This is a genomic window from Nocardia sp. NPDC050799 (genome assembly GCF_040654015.1).
Classification (GTDB): domain Bacteria; phylum Actinomycetota; class Actinomycetes; order Mycobacteriales; family Mycobacteriaceae; genus Nocardia.
The window spans coordinates 1-1,206 of record NZ_JBFAHF010000118.1 but is presented as its reverse complement, the minus strand read 5'-3'; the positions used below and the strand labels follow the sequence as shown (position 1 = coordinate 1,206).

Annotated in this window: 3 protein-coding genes; 2 read left to right on the top strand and 1 reads right to left on the bottom strand. The window is 56.2% G+C overall.

The genetic code is table 11. The features are described 5' to 3' along the window. On the bottom strand, window positions 1-372 hold a 372-nt coding region (locus AB0H42_RS35770), incomplete at its 3' end, for a TIGR04211 family SH3 domain-containing protein (RefSeq protein WP_357064325.1). A 278-nt stretch (window positions 373-650) separates the two neighbouring features. Between AB0H42_RS35770 and AB0H42_RS35765 the strand changes: the two genes are divergently transcribed. Together AB0H42_RS35765 and AB0H42_RS35760 are read left to right on the top strand one after the other, a co-directional pair. Then, window positions 651-776, top strand: coding sequence for a hypothetical protein (locus AB0H42_RS35765; protein ID WP_357064322.1), 126 nt, complete (start codon window positions 651-653; stop codon window positions 774-776). Window positions 777-806: 30 nt separating this feature from the next. Continuing rightward, window positions 807-1,206 (top strand): CYTH domain-containing protein (locus AB0H42_RS35760; RefSeq protein ID WP_357064319.1); only part of this gene is annotated, 400 nt, incomplete at its 3' end.

Sequence of the window (1,206 nt, the reverse complement as noted above, 5' to 3'; positions counted from 1 at the left end):
CTGCATTACCGAGGTGCGCTGGTTCCAGGTGTTATCGATGTTGGCCAGTTTGTCGGTCAGGGTTTTCACCTGCTGTTCCAGCTCGGGCACGCGGGTGCGCAGGCTTGGCGTCTGGCTGAGCTGATCGAGCGGGATCCAGGTGGTGCGGCCTTTGGGATCGCGGATCTGGCCGTAATTGGTGCTGTCGTTGACGCTCAGCAGGGTCACTTCTTCACCGGCGTTCAGAGTGCCGACAATACGGTACTGATTACCTGGGCCGCTATGGACATAAGTGCTTAACTCATCGGAGATATAGCGTTTATCTTCGGCATGTGCGGCCCAAGTGATGCTGAAGCTCAGCGCGGCAAGGAAAATCAGGCGTAATTTCTGCATTAGTTCATCGTTTCTGGGTGAATTTATGGAACGATAGTAGAGGGTTCAGTCTGACGACGCAACGCCAAAACCGGAATGAGAACTATCTTACTGTGGCTGATTCTGTGAGTTGCGCAGCGTTTTATAACGTAACAGGTTTTTTCTACAGTTAGCAGGGTTAAGGCGCCGGGAATCGCGGTAAGATAATGACAACTGTGCGTCAGTGGGCAGCATACGGCGGGCCGAGCGCGCCGCGCTGAAACCGACGCGAATGCGTAACTTATTGGTGTTAAAGAATTATGACCGTTGAAATTGAACTGAAATTCATCGCCGCGCCGCAAGCGGTGGCCGCTCTGCCACACTGGCTCGCCGCCTGGCCTCATCTGATTTCCGCGCCGAAAAAGCTGACCAACATTTACTTCTAAACGGCCGACAACTTCCTGCGCCGTCACGACATGGGGCTGCGAATTCGCGGTTTCGACGATCGCTATGAGATGACCATCAAAACCGCCGGTAAAGTGGTGGCCGGCCTGCACCAGCGCCCGGAATACAATGTCGCCATCGCCGAACCGCAGCTGGCGCTGGCGCAGTTTCCTGCCGACATCTGGCCGCAGGATTGCGATATCGCGGCGCTGCAGCAGGCGTTGCAACCGCTGTTCCGTACCGATTTTGTGCGTGAGAAGTGGGTGGTTACTTACGGCCAAAGTGAGATAGAGATTGGCCTGGATCAGGGTGAGGTGCGCGCCGGTGATCTCAGCGAAGCCCTGAGCGAGATAGAACTGGAGTTGCTGAAAGGCAACACCGCCGATCTGCTGGCATTGGCCGGTGAGCTGGCGGCGCACGATGGGCTGCGTC